The sequence below is a fragment of the Streptomyces flavidovirens DSM 40150 genome (assembly GCF_000429085.1).
Taxonomy (GTDB): domain Bacteria; phylum Actinomycetota; class Actinomycetes; order Streptomycetales; family Streptomycetaceae; genus Streptomyces; species Streptomyces flavidovirens.
The window spans coordinates 68025-87347 of record NZ_KE386846.1 but is presented as its reverse complement, the minus strand read 5'-3'; the positions used below and the strand labels follow the sequence as shown (position 1 = coordinate 87347).

The following is a 19323-nucleotide window of genomic DNA, read 5'->3' as shown; positions in this document are numbered from 1 at the left end:
TCCGGCATGGGCCCTCGGCTTTTGCCGCGACACCCCGGAGCGGTACGGTCGACGGTCGTAGAGCAAGAGAGAGGGTGCCGATGGCGATTGCCAAGGCCGAACGGTTGATGAACCTGGCGTTGTGCCTGCTCGGGACCCGGCGCCCGCTCAGCAAGCGGGAACTGCGTGGGTCCATCGAGGCCTACCTCGAAGCGGGCACCGACGACTCCTTCAACCGCATGTTCGAGCGCGACAAGGACGATCTGCGCGAACTCGGTCTGGTCATCGAGACCGTCGAGAACCTCGACGGCGAAGCCGGCTACCTGGCCCGCCGCGACAGCAACCGCCTGCCCGCCATCACCCTCGACGCCGAGGAGGCCGCTGCCCTCGGCCTCGCCGCCAAGGTCTGGCAGCAGGCCCGCCTCGCCGGCGCCGCCAGCGGCGCGCTGCAGAAGCTGCGCGCGGCGGGCATGCCCGAGGCGGAGGACCCGTACGAAGGCCACCAGAGCGCCCTCGAACCCCGCATCCCGGTGCACGAGACGGCCTTCGAGCCCCTGATGCTGGCCTGCCGCGACCGGCGGCCCGTCGTCTTCGACTACCGCAAGGCCAACGCCGCCCGCCCCGAGACCCGGCACGTCGAGCCGTGGACGCTGGAGTGCTGGCGCGGCCACTGGTACCTCGCCGGCTGGGACCGCGAGCGCGGCGCCGAGCGGGTCTTCCGGCTCTCCCGGATCACCGGCAAGGTGCGCTCGCGCGCCGGGTCCTTCACGGCCGAGGTGCCGGACGTCGTGACCGTACGCGAGACCGTCGAGAGCTGGGCGGGCGAAACCGCCACCCGCACCGCCCTGATCAAGCTGCGCCAGGGCTCCGGCTACCCGCTGCGGGCCAGGGCGACCGCCGTACGGGACCTGGGTGACGGCTGGGACGAGCTGGCGATTCCGTACGGACACGGTCTCGACGCCTGGCTCGTCGAGCTCGGCCCCGAGGTCGTCGTACTGGAGCCCGCTGACCTGCGGGCGGACGTCGTGGACCGGCTGCGCGCCGTGGCCAAGGACTGAGAAGGACCGAGGACACAGCCACCATGGCCACGAACGCGATCGACCAGACCCGGCGGATGCTCTCCCTGGTGACGTACCTGCGCGAGCGCCCCGGCGCGCATGTCACCGATGTCGCCCGCGCCTTCGGGATCACTGAGGACGAGCTGATCTCCGACCTCGACGTGCTGCCCATGTGCGGGACCAGCTTCCGCGGCGGCGACCTTCTCGACATCGACACCGACGGCGACCGGATCTGGTGGCACAACCCGGACGATGTTGCCGAGCCGCTGCGGCTCGCCGCCGACGAGGCAACCGCGCTGCTCGTCGCCGCCCGCGCTGTCTCCACGCTCCCCGGCCTGCGTGAGGGCGACCGGCAGGCGCTGCTGCGCGCCACGGCGAAGCTGGAGGCCGCGGCGGGCGAGGCGGCGGGCGCCAGCTCCAGGTTCTCGGTGACCTTCGAGTCCGAGGGCGGGGTCTTCGCGGACGTCGACCGGGCGATCTCGGAGCGGCGCCGGCTGTGGCTGCGCTACTACTCACCGGCGCGCGACAAGCTCACCGAGCGCGAGGTCGACCCGATCCGGCTCTTCGCCGTGGGGCACACGTACATGGAGGCCTGGTGCCGGCTCTCCGAGGCACGGCGTACGTTCCGGCTCGACCGGGTCGCCGAGATCAGGCTGCTCGACGAGCCGTCCGTACCCCCGGAGATCGAGCTGCGTGACCTGTCGGAGGGGCTCGTACAGCCCGCGGCGGACGACCCCGAGGTGGTGGTGGAGGTGGGGCCGGGCGGGCGCTGGGTCGCCGAGTACTACCCGCACGACAGCGCGGAGGAACTGCCCGACGGCGGCCTGCGGATCACGCTGCGTACGCCGGAACCGGCCTCGCTGCGGCGGCTCGCGCTGCGGCTCGGCGGGGACGGGCACATCGTGTCGCCCCCGGAGCTGGCGGTCAGCGCGCGGGAAGCGGCCCGCGAGGCGCTCGCGGCGTACGAGAGCGCCGGTCAGGTCTGAGGAGATTGGTGGACATGTCACTGCTGCCCGGTATTCCCGCCCAGGTGGGCCCTGTCCTCTTCAAGGCGGGCTGCCCCGACTGCGGAGCCCGCTTCGAACTGTCCGCGGGTTCGCTGCGCCTCGCGATCGGCGCCAGCCGCCGTACGACCTTCTACTCCTTCACCTGCCCCGAGTGCGAGACGCCGGTGCGCAAACCGGCGGGGGAGCGGATCGTCGAGCTGCTCACAGGGGGCGGCGTACGGACGCTGCGACTCCACTCCACTGTCTGAACCGTCTAGGCTCTGCGCATGTTCTGGCCGATGCTCGCAATCGCTTTTGGTTTCTGTGGTCTTGCCGTACTGGGCGTTCTGGCGATCCGGGTATTCATCGAGGTCCAGCGCCTCGGGCGCCAGGTCGCCAAGACCTCGCAGGACATCAACAAGGCCGCACAGAACCTGGAACGCGCGGCCGAGGACCTGGCGCGCACCGGCGAAGCGTGGCGGTAGGAGCGCGGCCCGCCGCCGGGAGCGGGCGGGAGCGTAGGCTGGCCGGGCGGCTCCCGCGGTGAGGCGCGGGTCGCAATCCGGAGTACGCATGGGCATTGCCCCACGTTTACTCCTACGGGTTACGATCGCTTGAGCATGAAGGGCGGACATCGGTCCGACCGGAGGGACAGCCCGCAGTTCCACCCCAGCCGCCTCAGTGAGAAGGAAGTCGCACATGATCGGCAATCTGAAGCCCCTCGAGATCGTTCTGATCCTCGCCGTCATTCTGTTGCTCTTCGGTGCCAAGAAGCTTCCGGACATGGCGCGTTCGCTCGGCAAGTCCGCTCGTATTCTCAAGAGCGAGGCCAAGGCGATGAAGAAGGACGACGAGGCGGCGAATCCGGCCGACCCCGCCCCGGCGACGCCCGACCAGCAGACTCCCGCACCGCGGACGATCAAGGCCGCGCCCGGCGATGTGACCAGCGCGCGTCCGGTGAACGACCCGACCCACACCACTCAGAGCTGACGCGGTTCAGTCGAATCCGATTACAGCCGCCGCACGAGACGAGGGGCGTGGGTTGCTCAAGTCTGCCCGCAAGCAGGTGAAGGACGACGAGGGGCGCATGCCGCTCGCCGAGCACCTGCGTGAGCTGCGTAACCGACTGCTGAAGTCTGTACTGGCCATCGTTGTCATGGTGGTTGTCGCAGCGTTCTATCAGCGGGAAATCTTCAGGTTCCTGATGCAGCCCATCCTGTCCTCGGTGGGCTGTGTGGACGGCGCCCTCACCATGCGCAACGGCAAGCCGTGCGCGTCGATGACGACCAACGGTCTGCTGTCGCCCTTCACCATCGCGCTCAAGGTCTCGCTGATGGCGGGCGTCCTGGTGGCCACTCCGGTATGGCTCTACCAGCTTTGGGCGTTCGTCGCGCCCGGCCTGCACCGCACGGAGAAGCGCTACTCGCTGGCCTTCGTGGCGGCGGGGGTCCCGCTCTTCGCGGGCGGCGCCTACCTGGCGTACGCGATCCTCCCGCAGACCGCTGAGATCATGCTCAGCTTCACGCCCGACGACGCGCAGAACTTGCTGCCGCTCGACGACTACCTCGATCTGATCACCCGCATGGTGATCGTCTTCGGTCTTGCCTTCGAGCTGCCGCTGCTGCTCATCCTGCTCAACATCACCGGCGTCCTCACGGGCGCCCGCATGCTGCGCTGGTGGCGCGGAATGCTCGTCGGCCTCACCGCCTTCGCGGCCATCGCCACCCCTGGTGGCGAGCCCATCTCGATGCTGCTGCTGGCGGGCCCGCTGGCCGTCCTCTACTTCCTCGCGGTCGGCTTCTCGCTGCTCAATGACAAGCGCCGCCGGCGAAACGATCCGGACGCCGAGCTGGACGACGACGAGGCGTCCGTCCTCGACCTCAGTCCCGAGGCCGTCGGTGAGGTCGAAGCCGTGTCCGCCTCGCGCGCGCTGCCCGAGCAGGCCGGTGCCGAGAGCTCGGGGCCGGGACGCAAGCAGCTGACCGGATACGACGACGCCACCTGACTTTCAGGGTCCCGCCGGGCCGCGATAAAGATCAGGCTGACTGTCATACCTGGCGGGTAGGCTCGAAGACAAGATGACAGAGGAACTCTCCCCAGCCGAGCGTTACGCCGCTGCCCGGACCCGTGCGGCCGAGCAGGCCACCGCGCTTGCGCCCTTCCGCGAGCTGTACGACTTCGAGCTGGACCCGTACCAGGTCGAGGCCTGCAAAGCCCTCGAAGCCGGAAAGGGCGTGCTCGTGGCCGCCCCGACCGGCTCGGGCAAAACCATCGTCGGCGAGTTCGCCGTGCACCTGGCTCTGGCCGAGCGGCGCAAGTGCTTCTACACCACGCCCATCAAGGCGCTGTCGAACCAGAAGTTCCAGGACCTGGTGAGGCGCTACGGCGCCGACAAGGTCGGGCTGCTGACCGGCGACAACAGCGTCAACCCCGACGCCCCGGTGATCGTCATGACCACCGAGGTCCTGCGGAACATGCTGTACGCGGGATCGCAGGCGCTGCGCGGGCTCGCCTATGTGGTGATGGACGAGGTGCACTACCTCTCCGACCGCTTCCGCGGCGCCGTCTGGGAAGAGGTGATCATCCACCTCCCCGATTCGGTGACGCTGGTGTCGCTGTCGGCGACCGTGTCCAACGCGGAGGAGTTCGGTGACTGGCTGGACACCGTCCGCGGCGACACCGAGGTGATCGTCTCCGAGCACCGGCCCGTGCCGCTGTGGCAGCACGTGCTCGCCGGGCGCAAGATGTACGACCTCTTCGAGGAGTCCGACGACGGCCGGGGCGGCAGGCGCGAGGTCAACCCCGACCTGGTGCGCATGGCACGCATGGAGAACGGCACCCCGTCCTTCGCGCGCGGCCGTGGCCGCGGAAACATGCGGGAGGCGGACCGGGAGCGGGAGCGCAGGCAGCGCAGCCGTATCTGGACACCCGCCAGGCCCGAGGTCATCGAGCGGCTCGACAGCGCGGGCCTGCTGCCCGCGATCACCTTCATCTTCAGCCGGGCCGCCTGTGAGGCCGCCGTACAGCAGTGCATGTACGCGGGCCTGCGCCTCAACGACCAGGACGAGCGCATGCTGGTGCGCGAGATCGTCGAGGAGCGGACGGCTTCCATCCCCGGCGAGGACCTACATGTCCTCGGGTACTACGAATGGCTCGAAGGCCTGGAGCGGGGCATCGCCGCGCACCACGCCGGGATGCTGCCGACCTTCAAGGAGGTCGTCGAGGAACTGTTCGTACGGGGGCTGGTCAAGGCGGTCTTCGCGACCGAGACGCTGGCGCTCGGCATCAACATGCCGGCCCGCTCGGTGGTGCTGGAGAAGCTCGTCAAGTGGAACGGTGAACAGCACGCCGACATCACCCCCGGCGAGTACACGCAACTGACCGGCCGGGCGGGGCGGCGCGGCATCGACATCGAGGGCCACGCCGTGGTGCTCTGGCAGCGCGGTATGGACCCGGGGGCGCTCGCGGGACTGGCCGGGACGCGTACGTACCCGCTGCGCTCCAGCTTCAGGCCGTCGTACAACATGGCGGTCAACCTGGTGGAGCAGTTCGGGCGGCACCGCTCGCGCGAGCTGCTGGAGACCTCCTTCGCGCAGTTCCAGGCCGACAAGTCGGTCGTCGGGATCTCGAAGCAGGTCCAGAAGAACGAAGAGGGCATTCAGGGCTACCGGGAGGGCATGACCTGTCACCTCGGGGACTTCGAGGAGTACGCGCGGCTGCGCCGCGAGCTCAAGGACCGCGAGACCGAGCTGGCCAAGCAGGGCGCTGTGCAGCGGCGGGTCGCGGCGGCCGCGTCGCTGGAGAAGCTCAAGACCGGTGACGTCATCCACGTGCCCACCGGCAAGTTCGCCGGTCTGGCGCTGGTGCTGGATCCGGGGCTGCCCGCCGGGCGGGCCAACGGACACCGCGGATTCGATCAGCACGACGGGCCGCGGCCTCTGGTCCTGACCGCCGAGCGGCAGGTCAAGCGGCTCGCGTCGATCGACTTTCCGGTGCCGGTGGAGGCGCTGGAGCGGATGCGCATCCCGAAGTCGTTCAACGCGCGCAGCCCGCAGTCGCGGCGTGATCTGGCCTCCGCGCTGCGGACCAAGGCCGGGCACATCGCCCCCGAGCGGCACCGCAAGCAGCGCGCGGCGGCGGCCGACGACCGTGAGATCTCGCGGCTGCGTGCCGAGCTGCGCGCGCACCCGTGCCACGGCTGCGACGAGCGTGAGGACCACGCCCGGTGGGCCGAGCGCTACCACCGCCTCCAGCGGGACACGAAGCAGCTGGAGCGGCGCATCGAGGGACGGACGAACACCATCGCCCGTACCTTCGACCGGATCTACGCCCTGCTGACCGAGCTGGACTACCTGCGCGGCGACAAGGCCACCGAACACGGCAAGCGGCTGGCCCGGCTCTACGGTGAGCTCGACCTGCTGGCGTCCGAGTGCCTGCGCGAAGGCGTGTGGGAAGGGCTCAAGCCGGCCGAACTGGCGGCGTGCGTCTCGGCGTTGGTGTTCGAGGCACGCCAGGCGGACGACGCGGTCGCGCCGAAGGTGCCGACCGGGCCCGCGAAGATCGCACTGGCTGAGATGGTCCGCATCTGGGGCAGGCTCGATGCCCTGGAGGAGGAGTTCAAGATCAACCAGGCGGAGGGCGTCGGGCAGCGCGAGCCCGATCTCGGCTTCGCCTGGGCGGTGTACATGTGGGCGTCGGGCAAGGGGCTCGACGAGGTGCTGCGCGAGGCGGAGATGCCGGCGGGAGACTTTGTCCGCTGGTGCAAGCAGGTCATCGACGTACTGGGGCAGATCGCGGCGGCCGCGCCGTCGTCTGCCGAGGGAAGCACGGTCACGAAGAACGCGCGCAAGGCGGTCGACGCGGTGCTGCGCGGCGTGGTCGCGTACTCGTCGGTGGGCTGACGGTTCTTCGCCGGGCTCCAGGTGCTGCTGGTGCGCCGCTCCCCGCGAGGCCTCGCTTTTGAGGCTGGCGGGGGCGGCGCAGTGGTGTTGGTGGGGTCAACGGGGCCGGTGTGACGCGTGGTTGCGTTCGCGCGCCCGTTGCCCGCTCCGCACCAGCACCGCTCCGGTGCGGTAGCCCAGCAGGGCCGCGACTCTGTGCCCGGCGTTGGCGGGGCGCTCGTGTGCGACGATCGGCGTCATGAGCACCACAGGACGACGGGTCGGACGGCCGCGCGCCCAGGAGCGGCGGGACAACGGGCTGACGCCGCGTGAGGAACTCCTCGAAGCGGCGGCCGAGTTGTTCACCACCCACGGTTACGCGGCCACGACGACCCGCGCCGTCGCCGAGCGCGCGGGGATGCGCCAGGCGACGATGTACCACTATGTCGTCGGCAAGGAAGAACTGCTGGCCGGCCTGCTGGACTCTACGGTCGCGCCGTCCCTGGCCCTCGCCCGCCGCCTGCTCGCCGACGACACCGCGTCGGCGGAGGCCAGGCTCTGGCAGCTCTGCCGCTCCGACGTCGAGCTGCTGTGCGGCGGTACGCACAACCTCGGCGCGCTCTACCTGCTGCCGGAGGTGCGCACCGAGGCGTTCTCCGGCTTCCGCCAGGTGCGTGCCGATCTCAAGGGCGCCTACGGGCAGTTGCTGGCCGCGACGAAGGCCTGCGGCGCACTCGACCCGGATGAACTGGCGCTCCGTACCGACCTGGTCTTCGGGCTCATCGAGGGCGTCATCCTGATCCACCGTTGCGACCCCGCCCGCCCGCCCGAGGCTTTCGCCGCCGCGACGGCGGACGCCGCGCTGCGCGTCGCGGGCATCGCGGAGCGCCCGGCCGGCTGAAGCGCCGGACGCCGCGCAGAGCCCGTGAACCGGCCGGCCGGCAGGGAGGCGCCGTGGTCATTTCAGGCCGCGCGCCCGCTCGAAGCGGGTACGTCCCTCGGCGAGGTCCACGACGGGGTCCGGGTAGTCGATCCGCGCCCGGTCCGGTCCGGTCACCGTCCAGGGCTGGTGGACGGCCGCTCCCGCGAGCCCCGCGAGTTCGGGCACCCAGCGCCGTACGTAGTCGCCCCTCGGGTCGAAACGCCTGGCCTGGACGAGCGGGTTGAGCAGCCGGTTGGGGCGTGTGTCGGTTCCGGTGCCCGCCACCCACTGCCAGTTGAGCTGGTTGTTGGGGATGTCCCCGTCCACCAGCAGATCCAGGAAATGCCGGGCGCCCACGCGCCAGTCGACGTACAGCGTCTTGGTCAGGAAACTCGCCGCCAGCAGCCGGCCCCGGTTGTGCATCCACCCCTCGTGCCGTAGTTGGCGCATGGCCGCGTCCACCACGGGATATCCGGTGCGGCCCTCCTGCCAGGCGGCGATCTCCTGGCTGTCCGTACGCCATTGATCGCCGCGCGGACGGTAGTCGGCCCACGACGCGGCGGGGCGGGCCGCGAGGACCTGGTAGTGGAAGTCCCGCCAGGCGAGCTGTCGTACGAACGCGTCCGCACCCGGCCCGCCCCCGCGCCGCGCGCGGTGGATCAGTTCGGCCGCGGAGAGGCAGCCGAAGTGGAGGTGGGGAGAGAGCCGGGAAGTGGCATCACCCGGCAGGTCGTCATGATGTTCCTCGTACGCTTCGACGCCGTCCGCCAGCCAGGCCCGCAGCCGCTTGCGGGCCTCATGTTCACCGCCCTTCGCGAGACCGGGAGACGTTCCCGTGACGGCGCGGCGCGACGGGAGGGGTTCGCTTTCGACGGCGTCCGGGACGCGCACCGACCGGGGGGCCGACACGGGGTCGCGCACACCGGCCGCTTCCCATTTGCGCAAGTACGGCGTGAAGACAGCGAAGTGGTCCTTTCCGGCCGGCGTGATGTGGCCGGGCGGTACTGCCGTGATCACCGCGTCGTGGACGTGCAGCGCGCACCGGACGTTCCCGAGGGCGGTCCGCAGCCGTTCCTCCCGGCGCGCCGCGTAACGGCTGACCCCGCCGGCGAGATGTACCTCGCGAGCCCCGGACCGGACCACCACGCGGCAGACCTGTTCCACCACATCACCCGTACGGACAACCAGGCGCCCACCCCGCTCGCGCAACCCCGCGTCCAGGGCGGCCAGGCAATCGGCCAGGAAGGCAAGGCGGTTGGGCGCGTCGAAGCCCGCCTTCGTCACGCCCCGGTCCCGTACGAACAGGGGCACCACCTCGTCGGCCCGGCGCAGCGCCGCGGCGAGCACCGGCTGGTCGGACAGCCGCAGATCCGACGTGAACAGCACCACTGCGACGCTCATGCGCGCGTTCCTTTCCTCTGTGCCGCGCAGGGCACCCCTTATGGTCGCCTTCGTCCGCATCGCGCGCGATACGAGCATTCCCGCGACCGCGCCGGCCGCGATGAGCGCCGCGGCCGTGAGCGTTGCGCCGTCCGGGTGTATCAGTGCCTAACCGCGCAGTGCCTGCCAGGCGAGCAGGGCGAGGACGGCGGCGTACGAACCGGAGGCCACCAGGACGGGACCAGGTGAAGGGCGTGCATGAGGTTGGCCAGACCCGCTCCCACCAGCGCGATGACCGCGCCGAGCCGTGCTCATCGCGCTGCGCAGGCTCGCGCAGGTGGACGAGTCGGCTCGTACCTGTGGAGCCCGAAAAGCCCCCCGCTGAGTACCGGCGGGGGCCGAGTGGTTTTTGTCCGTACGGACAAGGGCGGGGCGGGGGATCAGGCAGCGGACTCCTGCTCGCGCTCGACCTGTTCGTTCCACTCGCGCTTGACCGCGCGCCAGGCGTCGTCGTCCTGGCCGAGCCGCCAGTAGCCCGAGATGGACAGCCGCTCCCGCGCGATCCCGCGGTCCAGGCGCAGATGGCGGCGGAGGTCCTTCACGAAGCCCGCCTCGCCGTGGACGAAGGCGTGGACGTCGCCCGCCGGGAAGTCGAGGCCGCGCACGGCGGCGACGAGAGCTTCACCCACCGGGCTCTGGCCACGGTGCAGCCAGGTCACCGCCACCCCGTCGGGCGTGGCGATCTTCTGCTCCTCCTCGAAGCCCGCCACCTCGACGAAGGCGTGCACCACGGCGCCTTCCGGCATCCGTTCCAGGGAGGCGGCGATCGCGGGGAGCGCGCTCTCGTCGCCCACCAGCAGGTGCCAGTCGGCCGCGGGGTCCGGGGCGTAACCCCCGCCGGGGCCGAGGAAGCGCACCGTCTCGCCGGGCTGGGCCCGCGCCGCCCACGGACCGGCCAGACCCTCGTCGCCGTGCACCACGAAGTCGACCGTCAGCTCACGCTGTACGGCGTCCCAGGCGCGCACCGTGTACGTCCTGGTGACCGGCCACTGCTCGGCCGGGAACTCCTCGCGGATGCGGGCCATGTCGAACGGCTCCGGGTAGACCGCGCCGGCCGGGGGGAACAGCACCTTGATGTAGTGGTCGGTGAACTCGTCGGCGGCGAAGCCGGCCAGCCCCTCACCGCCCAGGACGACCCGCACCATGTGCGGCGTGATCCGCTCGGTGCGCACCACCTGTGCCTCGCGGGCCTGCGGTGTCTTGCGGGCCGGTCGTTCTGCCACGGCGCTCTCCCCTGACTCTCGCTTGATCGGACGCTTGCTTAGGCTTACCTAAGTCAGCAGTCTAACCATGGAGCGTCGTGAGCAACCGCTCCAGCGAACCTCCGAGCCCCCACCGCGCCGCCAGCTCGTCGAGCGCGGCCGGATCCAGCGGCTCGCCCGGCAGCGCCGGATCGAAGTCCGGCAGCGGTACGTCGGAGGCGACACGCACCACCTTCGGCGCCACGGCGAGGTAGTCCCGCGCCCCGTCCAGTCGCTTGCGCTGCGACGGCGTGAGCCCGGACACGGGGTCGTCGACCGCCGCCATGATCCCGGCCAGGTCGCCGTACGCGGCGAGGAGCTTCGCGGCCGTCTTCTCGCCGATGCCCGGAACACCCGGAAGCCCGTCGCTCGGGTCGCCGCGCAGGAGCGCCAGATCTACGTACCCGGGGCCGCTCACGGCGTACTTCTCGCGCAGCCACGCCTCGTCGGTGACCTGGAGCGAGCCGACGCCCTTGAGCGGGTACAGGACGCGCACCTGGCGGGCGTCGTCGACCAGTTGGTAGAGATCGCGGTCGCCGGTGACGATGTCGACGGGCCCGGTGGCCAGTCCCGCGAGTGTGCCGATCACGTCGTCCGCCTCGTACGGCTCGACGCCCACCCGGGCGATCCCGAGCGCGTCGAGAACGTCCTCGATGACCGGCACCTGGGGTGAGAGCGTGTCCGGGATCTCCTCCTCATCCGGCCCCGTCACCGTCTCCTGCGCGACGCGGTGTGCCTTGTAGGAGGGGATCAGCTCCACCCGCCAGTGCGGCCGCCAGTCGGCGTCCATGCAGGCGACGAGGTCGTCGGGGTGGTGGTCCTGGACGAGCCGGGTGATGAAGTCGAGCAGGCCGCGTACGGCGTTGACCGGCGTGCCGTCCGGAGCGCGTACGGAATCCGGGACTCCGTAATATGCGCGGAAGTAGAGGGAGGCGGTGTCGAGGAGCATCAGGCGTCGCGTCACACCCCGATCATGCCGCACGCCTTCCACGCCGTACGCCCGGGCGCCCACTGGCCGGCGAGGCCGGGCGCGGACGCATCACCGCAGCTCCACCGGGGGGTGGGCATCGTCTTGTGGCGAGGCCCGCCCCTCGGTGCTGTCCTGGACAGGGGGGTCTTCCCTGACGTATGTACGAAACCGGCGAGCGAAGCTGCGTAGGCTGCACCCAGCGTTGACGACCACGAGACAGGGAGGGAGCCGGAGCGATGGACGACAAGGAAACACTTCGAGTCGGTACGGCCGTCCGGAGGCGCCGCAAGTCCCTGGCCCTCACCCTGGCCACGGTCGCGGCCCGCAGCGGGCTCTCGGTGCCGTTCCTCAGCCAGATCGAGAACGAGCGGGCGAGACCCAGCACCCGCTCCCTGGAGCGGGTGGCCCGGGCGCTGGAAACCTCGGCGGCCGACCTGATCGCCGCCGCCGACTCGGGGCGTACGGTCGATGTCGTACGGGCCGGGCAGGACGACGGCGGCGACGGCGAGGCGGCCGTGCGGTGCGTGGTGCGCGGCAGGCACCAGCTGCGGGCCACCGAGTACACCGGGGAACAGGACACCGGACGCGAGTTCCAGCACCACGGCGACGAGCTGATGTACATCGCCGACGGCGCCGCCGAGGTGGAGGCCGAAGGGCGGGCGTACCGGCTGGAACGCGGTGACACGCTGTTCCTCTCCGGTGGCGTACGGCACCGGTGGCGGGCGACCGAGGCGGGCACCCGGATCCTCGTGGTCGCGGCGGCGGGAACCGTCGGGCACGACGACCCCGGCGACGCCGACGCCCGTAACGACGGCTGACGGCGGGCGGGCCCCGTGCGCGTCGTGTCGCTCGTGCCGTCCCTGACGGAGGCCGTCGCCGTCAGCGCGCCCGGCCTGCTGGTCGGGGCGACCAACTGGTGCAGCCACCCGGTGGACCTCGATGTCGTACGGATCGGAGGGACCAAGAACCCGGACGTCGAGGCGGTCGTACGGCTGCGCCCGGACCTCGTCGTCGCCAACGAGGAGGAGAACCGCGAGCCCGACCTGGCCGCCCTGCGGCAGGCCGGGCTCACCGTCATGGTCACCGTGCTCCGGGACCTGCCCGAGGCCCTCGCCGAGCTGGAGCGGGTCCTGCTCGACGGCTGCGGTCTGAAGGCCCGCCCCGCCTGGCTCGACGCGGCCGAGGCGGCCTGGGACGGCGTGGAAACGGGCGGCCCACGGCGGAAGGCGGTCGTGCCCATCTGGCGCCGGCCCTGGATGGTCCTGGGCCGCGACACCTTCGCCGGGGACCTGCTGGCCAGACTCGGCGTCGACCACCTCTACGCCGGCCACGCCGAGCGCTACCCGCGCGTCCCCCTCGACGAACTGCGCGCCGCCGGGGCGGACCTCGTCGTACTGCCGGACGAGCCCTACCGCTTCACGGCCGACGACGGGCCCGAGGCCTTCCCCGGACTGCCCGCCGCGCTCGTCAGCGGCCGCCACCTCACGTGGTACGGGCCGTCACTGGCCGAGGCGCCGCAGGTGCTGCGAGCAGCACTCCGCTGACCAGACCGCGCAGCGTACGCACGCCCGCGACCGCCCAGGCGAGGACGAGCGCCGCGTACAGGCCCGCCGACAGCCAGCCGAGGGCGTCGAGCCCGGTGTGGCGGGCGAGCCCGGCGGCGCCCGTCACGCACGTACCGACGGGGAAGGTGAACGCCCACCACGTCATGGCGAACCCCATGCCGTTCCTGGCCGCCCTGACCACCATCGCCGCGGCGAGCACCAGCCACAGCAGCGCGAAGCCCATCACCGGCACGCCGTAGAGCACCGCGAAGGCGCCGAGCGCGTCGGCGTACGGCGCTCCTATGGCCCCGGGGGCCACATCCGCGAGGGAGTTGACCGCGGTGGTGGACTGGCCGAGCGGGCCGAGTACGAGAAACAGCGTCGGCGTCAGCGCGAGCGGCAGCGGGCCGCCGTGGACGAGGCGGCCGAAGATCAGCGGCAGCATCAGCAGCGTCGCGAGCAGGCTGAGCCCGAACATCGCGTAACAGGCCAGCAGCATCGCCTCCCGCCACTGCCCCTCGGGCAGACGCGGGACGATCTGCGGGCCGAGCGCCGCCGAGACCATCGGCGCCACCACGGCGAGCAGCCACACGGGCGAGGCGCTGCCGGGCTTCACCCGGTGGCGTACGACCATCAGGTACGGGATCGCGACGGCGACCGCCAGAGCGACAGCCGTCCCCACGCCCCACAACACCGCGCCGGCGGCAAGGGCGGCTCCGGGGCCGATGAGGTCCCTGCCGACCGCCACGGTGGCGCCGCCGACCGAGAGCAGCGCCATGGCCAGGCAGCCGTAGAAGGGGGCCACGGCGGGGTCGAGGAGGTGCGCCCCCGCCTGGTCGCGGTGGTACGCCCAGTGGCCGGCGCGCGCGAGCAGCAGCGCGCCGAGCAGCACGGCCGACAGCCCCCAGACGCCGGTGAGTACCGGACGCAGGCCGGGGACGGCGAAGGGGAGGGCGGCGCCGGCGTTGGCGACGATGGCGGTGCCCATGACCGTGGCGTACCAGTTGGGGCCGAGATGGCGCAGCGCGGGCAGGCGGGGGGCGGCGAGGAGGGGGCGCGGCTGCGCATAGGTGGCCATACGCCCACACTGGACATACGATGCGGCCCCCGCCAGAGACGGTCGTTCTATGGGGCCATAAGCTGATGTTATGAGCGACGTCAACGACCCTGGCCCCGGCCCCGGTGCCGGTCGTGGCCACGAACCCGGCCCCGGCCCCGGCCGCGGCCGCGGCCCGGCCTCCGGCTCCGGCTCCGGCTCCGGCTCCGGCGAAAGGGTGCCGCTCGCCCACCGTGTGCCCGACCTCGGTGCCATGGAACTGCTGCTCGGTGTCGCCCGGCTCGGCAGCCTGGGGCGCGCGGCGCGGGAGCTCGGCATCAGCCAGCCCGCCGCGAGCAGCCGTATCCGCTCCATGGAACGGCAGCTCGGTGTCGCCCTCGTCGACCGTTCGCCACGCGGCTCGCGGCTCACCGAGGCGGGCGCGCTCGTCACCGACTGGGCGCGCCGGGTCGTGGAGGCGGCCGAGGCCTTCGACGCGGGGGCGCAGGCGCTGCGCGGGCGGCGGGACTCGCGGCTGCGGGTCGCGGCCAGTATGACGATCGCCGAGTATCTGCTGCCGGGCTGGCTGATCGCGCTGCACGGACAGCGCCCGGGTACGGCGGTCTCGCTGCTCGCGGGAAACTCCGCCGCCGTCGCGCAGCGCCTGCTCAGCGGTGAGGCGGACCTGGGCTTCGTGGAGGGCCTGGCCGTACCCGACGGGCTCGACGGCGTCGTCATCGGCCACGACCGGCTCGTCGTGGTCGCGGCCAGGAACCACCCCTGGGCGCGCAGGCGCCGTCCGGTGGACGCGCGGGAACTGGCCGAGGCGTCACTCATCCTGCGGGAGAAGGGCTCGGGCACCCGGCAGGTGCTGGACGCGGCGCTCGCCGGTTACGGCGGCCTCGCCGACCCCCTCCTCGAACTCGCCTCCACGACAGCGGTGAAGGCGGCGGCCGTCAGCGGCGCGGGCCCCAGCGTGCTCAGCGAACTCGCCGTGGGCGAGGAGCTGGCCTCCCGCCGCCTGGTCGAAGTCCCGGTCGAGGGCGTGCGGCTGAGCCGCGATCTGCGCGCGGTCTGGCCGACGGGTCCGCGGCCCACGGGGCCCGCCCGGGACCTGTTGGGGCTGACCCGCCCCGCACCGGAGAAGGGATGACTGTTTGTCACGGCTCTGAGCGGATACCCGAAGGCCATGACTGAACAGGACAAGAACACCAAGGCAAAGGCCAACACAACAGCGACCCGTGCTGCCAACGGCGCCACCAGTAAGGCCGCGAACGCGACCGGCACCGCGAAGGCCACCGCCAACGGCGCCGCCGGAAAGGCCTCGAACGCGGCGGACACCGCGAAGGCCGCCGCCTCCGACACCACCGCGAAGGCCACCGACCTGGCCGGTTCCGCGAAGGCCGCCGGAATCAAGGGAGTCGAGGTGAGCCGTCAGGCTCTGGAGTCCGCGGCCGGCAAGGTCGCGTCGACCGCGTCCACGGCCTGGGTGCTGATGAACGCCCGCAAGGCCGTCATCGCGGGTGCCGGCGCGGGCGCGGTAGCCATCGGAGCGGTCTCGTTCGTGGCGGGCCGCAAGGCGGAACAGCGCAGCCTGGGCCCGGTCACCCGCCTGCTGGCGGGCCGTATCTGACCGCGCGTCCAAAAGCGAAGCCGCGACCTCAACGACGGCGCTCACGCGCACCATGCCGCCGCCCAGGCCCAACGGCGAGCACGGCCGGACGCGCCCCCCGGCCCAGTCCTGCCCGGACGGGGAGAATCGCCCCCGCCACGGCACGCCAGGCGCCGCCCGCGCCCACCGCCTGCCCGACGCGCGCCCTCTGCCCCAGCGGATGCGCCGACCGCCGGGGCGGACGCGCCGTCGGCGTCATGGCGCGGCAGGCGCCGACCGCCGCAGCGCCTGCCGGATGCCTGCCCTGTGCCCGAGTAGATGGGTTGACCGTCGGGGCGGACTTGTCGCCAAGCTTCATGGCGCGGCAGGCGCCAGCCGCAGGCCGGCCGCCGCAGCGCCTGCCTGCGCCCGCAGGTGCGCCGGGCGTTGATGGGCGGATGCGAAGGGGCCCGTACGGTCCGGCGAACGGCACGGTACCCCGGCGCGCGTCACCGGAGCGATGCCTCCTCAGGCCTGGAGCTGTCGCTCGTGCAGTGACGGCCGGTCTGCGGCGGCTGCCGTGGCTGTCACCAACGCCTCCATCACCCGCAGGTCCTCGCCCATCTCCGGATGCCACTGGACCCCGAGCACCCACTGCCCGCCGGGCAGTTCGAGTGCCTCCGGCGTCCCGTCCGCCGCGTACGCGGACACCACCAGCCCGTCACCGAGCCGGTCGATCGCCTGGTGGTGGTACGTCGGTACGCCGGTCTCCTCCGGTACGACCGACGCGTAGCGCGTGCCGGGCACCGGCCGCACCGGGTGCCGGCCGAACACGCCGGGGCCTGCGGTATGGCCGTCCAGGTGCTGCACGAGCGTGCCGCCGAGCGCGACGTTCAGCAGCTGCATGCCCCGGCAGATGCCGAGCAGCGGCGTACCGGACACCAAGGCGGCCCGGATCAGGGCGAGCTCCCAGGCGTCCCGCTCGCGGGCCGGCGGCCCGGTGCGGGGGTCCGGCTCGGCGCCGTACCGTACGGGCTCCACATCCGCGCCGCCCGCGACGACCAGCCCGTCGAGGCGGGCCACCACGTCCTCGGCGTAAGGCGGCGAGTCGGGCGGCACCATCGCCGCGAGACCGCCCGCCGCCTGCACGAGGCGCGGATACCCGGCGGGGAGCAGGGCGGCGGGCATGTCCCAGACACCCCACTTGGCGGGCTGCAGGTAGGTGCTGATGCCAATGAGCGGCTTGGACACGGATCCTCCGGTCGGTCGTACGGGGACAGAGTCAGTCGCGTTCGAGTTCGGCCTCGGCCTCGGCCAGGGCGGCGAACTCCTCCTCGGGCGCCGCGGCGACGAGCCGGTGCCGGCTGTAGAACGCGAAGTAGGCGAGAGCGACGACGTAGACGCCCAGCGCGATGAACGCCGCGTCCTTGTCCACCAGGAACGTCGCCACCAGCGCGGACAGCGCCAACGCCAAGGCCACGGACGAGGTGAGGACGCCGCCCGGCGTGCGGTACGGGCGGTGGAGGCCGGGCTCGCGGCGGCGCAGCACGATGTGCGAGAGCGCCATCAGGGCGTACGAGATGGTGGCGCCGAAGACCGCGATGTTCAGCATCCGGGCGCCGTCACCGGTCCCCGCCGCCAGCGCGAAGCCGATCGCGCCGGGGATGAGCAGCCCGAGGTACGGGGCCTTGCGGCGGCTCGTCAGCGACAGGAAGCGGGGCAGGTAACCGGCTCGGGAGAGCGCGAACAGCTGCCGCGAACCGGCGTAGATGAGCGAGAAGAAGGAAGCGACGAGACCGGCCAGGCCCGCGTAGTTGACGAACCGGCTGAGCGGCGTCGGGTCGCCGTCGCCCTGGAGCGCCACGACCAGCGGGTTGCCCGCGTCCTGGACGGCGGCGGAACCGCGCGCACCGGTGGCGGCGAAGAAGGTGATCAGGGCGAGGAGCGCGAGTACGGCCATGGAGATGGCCAGCGCGCGCGGCATGGAGCGCACCGGGTCCTTGGCCTCCTCGGCGGCCAGCGGAACACCCTCCACACCGAGGAAGAACCACATCCCGAAGGGGAAGGCGGCCCAGATGCCGAGCAGTCCGAAGGGCAGCCAGGAGTTCGCGCCGAGCGCGTCCTTGTCGACCGGGATGTCGTTGAGGCCGTCCGCGCTGAACTCGGTGAACGCGCCGGCCGCGAAGATCAGCAGCGCCGCCACGGCGATGGCGGTCACGATGAGGCTGAAGCGCAGCGCCTCACCGACGCCCCACAGGTGGATGCCGATGAAGACGGCGAAGCAGGCCAGGTAGACCGGCCATCCGGCGGTGAGTCCGAAGAGGTTCAGCGACTCGACGTACTGGCCGATGAAGATGGAGATGGCGGCGGGCGCCAGGATGTACTCGATGAGGATGGCGGTGCCGGTCAGGAAGCCGCCCCAGGTGCCGAGCGCCCGCCGGGCGAAGCCGTAGCCGCCGCCCGCCGTGGGCAGGATGGCGGACAGCTCCGCGAGTGAGAAGACCAGGCAGGCGTACATCACGCCCATCAGGAGGGTGGCGATCGCGAGCCCGCCGAAGCCGCCTTCGGCCAGGCCGATGTTCCAGCCGGAGAAGTCACCGGAGACGACGTACGCGACGCCGAGTCCGGTGAGCAGCAGCCAGCCGGCGCTGCCGCGGCGCAACGTGCGCCGTCGCAGATAACCGGCGTCGGCAGCGGCGTCGGCAGCGGCAGCGGCGTCGGCATCGGGGGAGGCTGGTGCCGCGGGGACGGGTGGGGTGCGCGAGTCGGTGCTGTCGGCCATGAGCCGCTCCTGCCTCGGGTCAATGGTGGGATGCCATACCTTTGTGGTCCGGCCGGTCCCAGCGCAAGACCTGTGCGTTAAGCCGCTGTTACGGATCCGCATCGCCCGGCGTCAGGTGAGGAAGCCCCGCAGCAGGGCCGCCGTGCCCGAGCAGTGCTCACGCATCACCTCGCGCGCGCCGTCCGCGTCACCGTCGAGCACCGCCTCGACCAGCGCCGTGTGCTGCTGCTGGGAGTGCTCCAGGTTGCGCACGAGCAGCGGGATGCAGTCGAGCAGCCCGTTCACCGTGGCCCGTACGGCGGCGTACTGCGCGGTCAGCGTCGGCGATCCGGACAGCTCGGCGAGCGTGAGATGCAGCAGGGTGTCCAGCCTGCGGTAGTCCGCGAGGGGCGCGTCGTGCGTCGCGGCGAGCGCCGCCCGCAGCCGCCGCGCACCGTCCTCGTCCATCCCGTACGCCGCACACAGCCCGGCCGCGCCCACCTCCAGCACCTCGCGGAAGCGCAGCGCGTCCTCCACGTCGACGGACTCCACGCGACGGCGCAGCTCGCCCTCCCCGGACGCGTCCGGGTGCGGCAGCACGAACGTACCGCCGTACCTGCCGCGCCTGCTCTCGACCAGGCCCTGGTCCTGGAGGACCTTCAGGACCTCGCGCAGCGTGACCCGGCTGATCCGCAGGCGGTCGGCGAGCTCGCGCTCGGCGGGCAGCCGCTCCCCGACGGGCACCAGGCCCAGGCGCAGAACCTGGAGGATCTGCTCCAGCGCCTCCTCGAATCCGTTGCCCGCCCGCACGGGCCGCAATACGGGCGTCAGACGGTCCACAGAATCGATTTCGCTCGCCACCTTGCGGTTTCCCCTTCCCAAGCAATGGTCTTCAGCAATACCTTATGGCTTCCG

At 71.9% G+C, this 19323-nt stretch carries 20 protein-coding genes; 12 read left to right on the top strand and 8 right to left on the bottom strand.

What is annotated here, in order from left to right; genetic code table 11:
- Positions 1 to 80 precede the first annotated feature (80 nt).
- The 7 genes from G412_RS0131160 to G412_RS0131130 all read left to right on the top strand — a co-directional run bounded on the left by G412_RS0131160 (position 81) and on the right by G412_RS0131130 (position 6924).
- Positions 81 to 1037, top strand: coding sequence for a helix-turn-helix transcriptional regulator (locus G412_RS0131160; protein WP_028815454.1), 957 nt, complete (start codon positions 81 to 83; stop codon positions 1035 to 1037).
- 23 nt (positions 1038 to 1060) lie between these two features.
- Positions 1061 to 2023 (top strand): helix-turn-helix transcriptional regulator, encoded by a 963-nt coding sequence (locus G412_RS0131155; protein ID WP_028815453.1) that lies wholly within the window; start codon positions 1061 to 1063, stop codon positions 2021 to 2023.
- A gap of 14 nt (positions 2024 to 2037) precedes the next feature.
- The gene (locus G412_RS0131150; protein ID WP_028815452.1) at positions 2038 to 2292 is read left to right on the top strand and encodes a hypothetical protein; all 255 of its coding nucleotides are present in this window, start codon (positions 2038 to 2040) and stop codon (positions 2290 to 2292) included.
- A gap of 18 nt (positions 2293 to 2310) precedes the next feature.
- Positions 2311 to 2508: a hypothetical protein gene (locus G412_RS0131145; protein ID WP_028815451.1), complete on the top strand. Its 198-nt coding sequence runs from the start codon at positions 2311 to 2313 to the stop codon at positions 2506 to 2508.
- A gap of 214 nt (positions 2509 to 2722) precedes the next feature.
- The gene (gene tatA, locus G412_RS0131140) at positions 2723 to 3013 is read left to right on the top strand and encodes a Sec-independent protein translocase subunit TatA (RefSeq protein WP_028815450.1); all 291 of its coding nucleotides are present in this window, start codon (positions 2723 to 2725) and stop codon (positions 3011 to 3013) included.
- A gap of 52 nt (positions 3014 to 3065) precedes the next feature.
- Positions 3066 to 4028, top strand: a complete 963-nt coding sequence (gene tatC / locus G412_RS0131135; RefSeq protein WP_028815449.1) for a twin-arginine translocase subunit TatC — start codon at positions 3066 to 3068, stop codon at positions 4026 to 4028.
- Positions 4029 to 4101: 73 nt separating this feature from the next.
- Positions 4102 to 6924: a DEAD/DEAH box helicase gene (locus G412_RS0131130; RefSeq protein WP_028815448.1), complete on the top strand. Its 2823-nt coding sequence runs from the start codon at positions 4102 to 4104 to the stop codon at positions 6922 to 6924.
- A 96-nt stretch (positions 6925 to 7020) separates the two neighbouring features.
- Here G412_RS0131130 and G412_RS40015 read toward each other — a convergent pair whose 3' ends face one another.
- Positions 7021 to 7164 (bottom strand): hypothetical protein, encoded by a 144-nt coding sequence (locus G412_RS40015; protein ID WP_157839221.1) that lies wholly within the window; start codon positions 7162 to 7164, stop codon positions 7021 to 7023.
- Here G412_RS40015 and G412_RS0131125 point away from each other — a divergent pair.
- Complete coding sequence (locus tag G412_RS0131125; RefSeq protein WP_028815447.1) at positions 7163 to 7804, top strand: TetR/AcrR family transcriptional regulator; 642 nt, start codon at positions 7163 to 7165, stop codon at positions 7802 to 7804. The two genes, G412_RS40015 and G412_RS0131125, sit on opposite strands and share 2 nt — an antisense overlap.
- Positions 7805 to 7861: 57 nt before the next feature.
- Here G412_RS0131125 and G412_RS0131120 read toward each other — a convergent pair whose 3' ends face one another.
- From G412_RS0131120 to G412_RS0131105, 3 genes are all read right to left on the bottom strand, one after another.
- Positions 7862 to 9226, bottom strand: a complete 1365-nt coding sequence (locus G412_RS0131120; RefSeq protein WP_028815446.1) for a cryptochrome/photolyase family protein — start codon at positions 9224 to 9226, stop codon at positions 7862 to 7864.
- A 419-nt stretch (positions 9227 to 9645) separates the two neighbouring features.
- Entirely contained in the window at positions 9646 to 10488 is an 843-nt protein-coding gene (locus tag G412_RS0131110) for a siderophore-interacting protein (protein WP_028815445.1), read from the bottom strand.
- A 61-nt stretch (positions 10489 to 10549) separates the two neighbouring features.
- On the bottom strand, positions 10550 to 11455 hold the full coding sequence (locus G412_RS0131105; protein ID WP_028815444.1) for a 5'-3' exonuclease: 906 nt from the start codon (positions 11453 to 11455) through the stop codon (positions 10550 to 10552).
- Positions 11456 to 11712: 257 nt separating this feature from the next.
- Here G412_RS0131105 and G412_RS0131100 point away from each other — a divergent pair, with 257 nt between their 5' ends.
- Both G412_RS0131100 and G412_RS0131095 read left to right on the top strand, forming a co-directional pair.
- On the top strand, positions 11713 to 12294 hold the full coding sequence (locus G412_RS0131100; RefSeq protein ID WP_028815443.1) for a helix-turn-helix domain-containing protein: 582 nt from the start codon (positions 11713 to 11715) through the stop codon (positions 12292 to 12294).
- 15 nt (positions 12295 to 12309) lie between these two features.
- Complete coding sequence (locus G412_RS0131095) at positions 12310 to 13020, top strand: helical backbone metal receptor (RefSeq protein WP_028815442.1); 711 nt, start codon at positions 12310 to 12312, stop codon at positions 13018 to 13020.
- Here the strand turns inward: G412_RS0131095 and G412_RS0131090 are convergent.
- Positions 12959 to 14098 carry a TDT family transporter gene (locus tag G412_RS0131090; RefSeq protein ID WP_028815441.1) on the bottom strand — a complete coding sequence of 380 codons (1140 nt, stop codon included), beginning with the start codon at positions 14096 to 14098 and terminating at the stop codon, positions 12959 to 12961. The genes G412_RS0131095 and G412_RS0131090 overlap by 62 nt on opposite strands.
- Before the next feature lie 232 nt (positions 14099 to 14330).
- Between G412_RS0131090 and G412_RS0131085 the strand changes: the two genes are divergently transcribed.
- Entirely contained in the window at positions 14331 to 15209 is an 879-nt protein-coding gene (locus G412_RS0131085) for a LysR family transcriptional regulator (protein ID WP_037650571.1), read from the top strand.
- 36 nt (positions 15210 to 15245) lie between these two features.
- Positions 15246 to 15689: a hypothetical protein gene (locus tag G412_RS40010; protein WP_028815439.1), complete on the top strand. Its 444-nt coding sequence runs from the start codon at positions 15246 to 15248 to the stop codon at positions 15687 to 15689.
- Positions 15690 to 16175: 486 nt separating this feature from the next.
- Here the strand turns inward: G412_RS40010 and G412_RS36875 are convergent, their stop codons facing one another.
- The 3 genes from G412_RS36875 to G412_RS0131065 all read right to left on the bottom strand — a co-directional run bounded on the left by G412_RS36875 (position 16176) and on the right by G412_RS0131065 (position 19269).
- Complete coding sequence (locus G412_RS36875; RefSeq protein ID WP_037650532.1) at positions 16176 to 16898, bottom strand: gamma-glutamyl-gamma-aminobutyrate hydrolase family protein; 723 nt, start codon at positions 16896 to 16898, stop codon at positions 16176 to 16178.
- A gap of 31 nt (positions 16899 to 16929) precedes the next feature.
- Positions 16930 to 18429 carry an ethanolamine permease gene (gene eat, locus G412_RS0131070; protein WP_028815438.1) on the bottom strand — a complete coding sequence of 500 codons (1500 nt, stop codon included), beginning with the start codon at positions 18427 to 18429 and terminating at the stop codon, positions 16930 to 16932.
- 111 nt (positions 18430 to 18540) lie between these two features.
- On the bottom strand, positions 18541 to 19269 hold the full coding sequence (locus G412_RS0131065) for a FadR/GntR family transcriptional regulator (RefSeq protein WP_028815437.1): 729 nt from the start codon (positions 19267 to 19269) through the stop codon (positions 18541 to 18543).
- Positions 19270 to 19323 lie beyond the last annotated feature (54 nt).

What these genes read in the sequence shown, in the direction of transcription:
- G412_RS0131160 (WP_028815454.1), top strand. Translation starts at nt 81, where the DNA reads ATGGCGATTGCCAAGGCCGAACGGTTGATGAACCTGGCGTTGTGCCTG.
- G412_RS0131155 (WP_028815453.1), top strand. Translation starts at nt 1,061, where the DNA reads ATGGCCACGAACGCGATCGACCAGACCCGGCGGATGCTCTCCCTGGTG.
- G412_RS0131150 (WP_028815452.1), top strand. Translation starts at nt 2,038, where the DNA reads ATGTCACTGCTGCCCGGTATTCCCGCCCAGGTGGGCCCTGTCCTCTTC.
- G412_RS0131145 (WP_028815451.1), top strand. Translation starts at nt 2,311, where the DNA reads ATGTTCTGGCCGATGCTCGCAATCGCTTTTGGTTTCTGTGGTCTTGCC.
- tatA (WP_028815450.1), top strand. Translation starts at nt 2,723, where the DNA reads ATGATCGGCAATCTGAAGCCCCTCGAGATCGTTCTGATCCTCGCCGTC.
- G412_RS0131130 (WP_028815448.1), top strand. Translation starts at nt 4,102, where the DNA reads ATGACAGAGGAACTCTCCCCAGCCGAGCGTTACGCCGCTGCCCGGACC.
- G412_RS0131125 (WP_028815447.1), top strand. Translation starts at nt 7,163, where the DNA reads ATGAGCACCACAGGACGACGGGTCGGACGGCCGCGCGCCCAGGAGCGG.
- G412_RS40015 (WP_157839221.1), bottom strand. Translation starts at nt 7,164, where the DNA reads ATGACGCCGATCGTCGCACACGAGCGCCCCGCCAACGCCGGGCACAGA.
- G412_RS0131120 (WP_028815446.1), bottom strand. Translation starts at nt 9,226, where the DNA reads ATGAGCGTCGCAGTGGTGCTGTTCACGTCGGATCTGCGGCTGTCCGAC.
- G412_RS0131105 (WP_028815444.1), bottom strand. Translation starts at nt 11,455, where the DNA reads ATGCTCCTCGACACCGCCTCCCTCTACTTCCGCGCATATTACGGAGTC.
- G412_RS0131100 (WP_028815443.1), top strand. Translation starts at nt 11,713, where the DNA reads ATGGACGACAAGGAAACACTTCGAGTCGGTACGGCCGTCCGGAGGCGC.
- G412_RS0131090 (WP_028815441.1), bottom strand. Translation starts at nt 14,098, where the DNA reads ATGGCCACCTATGCGCAGCCGCGCCCCCTCCTCGCCGCCCCCCGCCTG.
- G412_RS0131085 (WP_037650571.1), top strand. Translation starts at nt 14,331, where the DNA reads ATGGAACTGCTGCTCGGTGTCGCCCGGCTCGGCAGCCTGGGGCGCGCG.
- G412_RS40010 (WP_028815439.1), top strand. Translation starts at nt 15,246, where the DNA reads ATGACTGAACAGGACAAGAACACCAAGGCAAAGGCCAACACAACAGCG.
- eat (WP_028815438.1), bottom strand. Translation starts at nt 18,429, where the DNA reads ATGGCCGACAGCACCGACTCGCGCACCCCACCCGTCCCCGCGGCACCA.